This window comes from Acinetobacter sichuanensis (assembly GCF_003024515.2).
In the GTDB taxonomy this organism is placed as follows: domain Bacteria; phylum Pseudomonadota; class Gammaproteobacteria; order Pseudomonadales; family Moraxellaceae; genus Acinetobacter; species Acinetobacter sichuanensis.
Genome location: NZ_PYIX02000095.1, coordinates 1 through 4,090 on the forward strand (window position 1 = coordinate 1; position 4,090 = coordinate 4,090).

Consider the following 4,090-nt stretch of genomic DNA (forward strand, 5'->3'; position numbering starts at 1 on the left):
ACTTACCATGATCACATTCAATGACATTATTTTTATACTTAATCTGCCTGTGCTCAATATCTACTGGACATTTTCCTTCTCGCTTTAACCGTGATAAAGCATGGCCATAGGTCGCTGCTTTATCTGTATTGATGACCCGTGGAATTTGCCATTTTTTCACCGTATTGAAGATTTTTCCTAAAAAACAATAGGCTGATTTACTGTTCCGTCTAGCGGAAAGGTAAAAGTCAATCGTATGACCACGTTGATCAACTGCACGATACAGGTAAGTCCATCGCCCCTTCACTTTGATATAAGTCTCATCCATATGCCATGAATGTAAATCTGTAGGATTACGCCAATACCAGCGTAAGCGTTTTTCCATTTCTGGAGCATAACGCTGAACCCAACGATAAATTGTGGTGTGGTCAACATTCACACCCCGTTCAGCGAGCATTTCTTGAAGTTCACGATAGCTGATGCCATATTTACAATACCAACGAACAGCCCAAAGAATGATTTCACCTTGAAAGTGCCGACCATGGAAGGGATTCATCTGCTGTATCTCGAAATAAATAAGATATTTAGCTTATCATGTCAGCCTATTTGCAACAGTGCCCCATAGCGAACAATGAAAGTCTCGCCGACCAGATCGGACCAAGTGATTGCGGACTGCCCGGCGAGGCGATGCCCATCCGATAGCACGGCCACCAGCGGTTCGGTCCAGATCGGTCGGGTATGGCAGTCGGGCATCTCGGGCTTGCCCGCGACGAACACCACGTCGAGCTGGTCAGCACGAAGCTGCATCACCGCATCGCGGGCTGTGCCTTCGGTGATCTCAACCTCAATGCCCGTATGTTCTTCCCGATAATGACGGATCAGCTCCGTGAGAAAGCTGCGTGGGATTAAGGCATGGATGCCGATGCGAAGCCGGCCGTATTCTCCTTGAGCTGTCATGCCTGCGGTCTTCACTGCGTGATCGAGTTGATCGACACCCGCCGTGACACGCTCCATGAAGTGCCTGCCTGCGTCTGTTAGCCGAACGCCCCGCGCATGGCGCTCAAATAGCAGGACACCAAGGTTATCCTCCAGCGCTTTCACACGCGCGCTGACGCTCGACTGGCTGATACCAAGTGCCTTGGCCGCATGCCGAAAATTCAGATGCTCGGCGACGGCGATGAACTGAACAAGGGAAATGAGCGGTATCCTGCCAGACAGGATACCGACATTCACGAGGTTTCGATGGTTAGTGCGCCGCATCGGAGCGGGCCTGCTACCAGTCGTCGGTTAGACGACTGGCGACTTCTCGGTGGCAGCCCCACGGAGCCGAAGGAGCACCAGCCCCAACGAAACCAGTACCGCCATCGCCGTGGCGTAACAGATCACGGGCCACGCTGTGTCACCGTTTAAAAGTGCCACCGCCAATGTCCCGACAATGCTGACTATCAGGCTTTGAACGCAGAAGTAGAACGCGACCGCTGATCCCGCGATGTCGTCGAACTCTGCCAAAGCGCCGTTCGCGGTAACGGACACCGTGAAGACAATACCGACCGCGACAACCCACATCGGTAGGATGAAGGTGAGGAATGACGGCGAGCCGTAAAGTTCGCCGATCCCCAACAGGACCGCTCCGCAAACAAGCAACGCCATCCCACGCGCCACGCATCCTGCGATGCCCCATCTGGCGACAAAGGACTTCGCGAAACGGGTTGTCACGATCATTACAAGCGCGACAGTGGCGAAGGCAAAGCTGAATCCGATCTCGGAATATTCCGCTTGGCCTATGAGCACACGGGGAGCCGTCGAGAAGAAGACGAAGAAGGTGCCCATACCGGCGCTAAAGCCGACAGTGTAAACCCAAAAAGCCGGACTCGCGAAGATCGGCAAGACAGATCGGCGCGTCTTGACTTGATCCAGAGGGCGGGTTTCGTGCCACCTGAAACCCGCATTTAGGAGTGCGAGCATCGCCAGTATAGCCAAAGTAATGAATATCGCCTGCCATCCCAAGAACTCGCCGATCAATGCTCCGGCGATAGGGCCGAGCGCAGGCACGAACGCCAGCATCGAACTGAAAAGGCCGTAGATGACGACACCCTCAGGACGGTTGGCATAAACGTCGCGAATCGTCGCGAACGTCGCCACCAGCATGGCCGACGCGCCCACTGCTTGAAGTAGACGGAAAGCGACAAAGGCCGGTGCAGTTGAAGACCAAGCTGCTCCCAGAGACGCAATGACGAAAGCCGTTGCGCCCGCAAGTAGAATTGGCCGTCGCCCGATTCTGTCTGAGAGCGGACCAAAAATCACCTGGCCCACGCCGAGCATCACCATATAGAGGCTCAACGTGAGTTGGATCATAGCGGGCGTCGTGTTCAGGATGCCGGGCATCGCTGGAACGACAGGGAGATAAATATCCATCGCCAGTGAAGCGAGGATGTCGAAAGGAGCCATCAGCAGCAGTGCTGCCGGCAGCGTATAGGCCCACGCGGGGCGTGTGGTGGTCATGACGAATCAACCCTCGATTAAGGAATACCGGGCGACGTCTGCTCGTCAGCAATCAGATGAGACTAGCCTTACAGAGCGCCGCAACAACAATACTGGTTGTTGCGGCTTACTTGTCTGCTGACTTGGAATTTCCCATCTGATTACTCCACGCTTACGAATATGAATTGCTACATTTTATCCGATTATCTTTTGCTTCGCAATGCGGCATGGGCGCACTCAGCGTTCCAGCCCCCTCTGCCGCCCTAACTGCCACGACACCGACCCGCCCTGCACGATGCCCATAACCTCGCGGCCGAGTTGGCGGTCGATGATCGGCCGCCACGGGACAAGGGTGAACTCATGGGATTTCTCGACCACGGCGAACTTGCCGCTCGATAGATGCACGGTTCCGGTAAACTTGCCGCTGACGCTCTCGCCGTCCGTGGCGGCGCGGAACGGCAGGCCCTTACTCAAAGCCATATCCGATCCGACGCCGGCTACCTCGCGCTCCCGCAGGATGGCGAGAAGGTTGCGCCGGTAGAAGACGCGGCTGTCCCGGCTGCGGGTGGCGTCGCCCTGTTCGATATGGTGCTCGCGGCGCTGGTCCATGGCTTCGCGGACTTGTTGCCCGAAGCCGGTTGGCGCAAGGTCGGCCGTCTCGCCGTGGATCAGCCGCCGGTCCAGCCAGGTCGCGCCGTCCGATCCGATCTGTTTGTTCAGATCGACCGGGGAAAGGACGCGAACGCTGGCCTGACTGTCTCGGCCGGCGTCATGGGCGGCGGCACGGCTGACCAGATCATCGGGGATGCGCCATTGGTCGGCGTCGATCCGCTCGACGATACCGGCCCGGCGTAGCGCCTCCAGCCGGCGCACATGGGCATCGACATAGCCCTCATAGTCGCCGCCTGGAACGCGGCCCTCGAACTTGGCCTGCTCCAGATGGCGGCTCGGCCGATAGATGCCGTCCTTTGCAATGGCGGTAATGGTGCGGTCGGACGGCCGGGCTGCCGCCTCGGCGGGGCCGAGCTGGACGACGCTGCCGATGCGGGCGTCCTCGAGCCGCTCGAGCGCGATGCCGGCGATGTGGTGCGTGCGGCCGTCGATGCCGTCCACCACAACGGTCAGGTTCTCCCCCAGTTCGTCGGACAGGTGCTTGTCCACGACGCGGCCGACGATGGGCGTCTCGGGCGCTCCGTCATGGATTTGGAAGCTCATGGGATCGCGTTCGCCGCCCTGCGGGCCGAGCGCCTTCTGCATGGTGCGGATAATGTCGCCCCGCTCTCCAAGCTCGCGCAGGGCCGGTTCCATGTCCTTGCTCAATTCCCAAACGCCGGGCGCGTGCTCGGTCGCCAGTCCCATCTTCTCCAGCTTGGTAAGACGATGCAGGCGTAGGGTGCGCTCGAACTGCCGCCTCGGCGCTGCCGGTTCATGGCGAAGGTCGAGGAAACGGGCATCGGCTTCCTCGGCCATGGCGCGGTCGATCCGGGTGAAACGATCTTGGTCTATTTCGGCCGACAGCTTGCGCGTCTGCTCGATCTCGGTCACGGGGCCGAGTTCGAGACTGGCAAGTTCGCTGGCACTGTTGCAAATAACCACGAATGGTAAGCTGAAGACTGTTTTAGCTAAAGGA

At 58.0% G+C, this 4,090-nt stretch carries 4 protein-coding genes; all 4 read right to left on the reverse strand.

Features of this window, described 5'->3' with window-relative positions; genetic code table 11:
* Window positions 1-535 (reverse strand): IS6-like element IS1008 family transposase (locus C9E89_RS21680; protein WP_004637123.1); only part of this gene is annotated, 535 nt, incomplete at its 3' end.
* Between the two features lie 41 nt (window positions 536-576).
* Window positions 577-1,212 carry a LysR family transcriptional regulator gene (locus C9E89_RS24215; protein ID WP_228199099.1) on the reverse strand — a complete coding sequence of 212 codons (636 nt, stop codon included), beginning with the start codon at window positions 1,210-1,212 and terminating at the stop codon, window positions 577-579.
* 54 nt (window positions 1,213-1,266) lie between these two features.
* Window positions 1,267-2,481 (reverse strand): chloramphenicol/florfenicol efflux MFS transporter FloR, encoded by a 1,215-nt coding sequence (floR, locus tag C9E89_RS21690; RefSeq protein WP_107010195.1) that lies wholly within the window; start codon window positions 2,479-2,481, stop codon window positions 1,267-1,269.
* 216 nt (window positions 2,482-2,697) lie between these two features.
* Window positions 2,698-3,930, reverse strand: a complete 1,233-nt coding sequence (locus tag C9E89_RS21695; protein ID WP_227544086.1) for a DUF3363 domain-containing protein — start codon at window positions 3,928-3,930, stop codon at window positions 2,698-2,700.
* Window positions 3,931-4,090 lie beyond the last annotated feature (160 nt).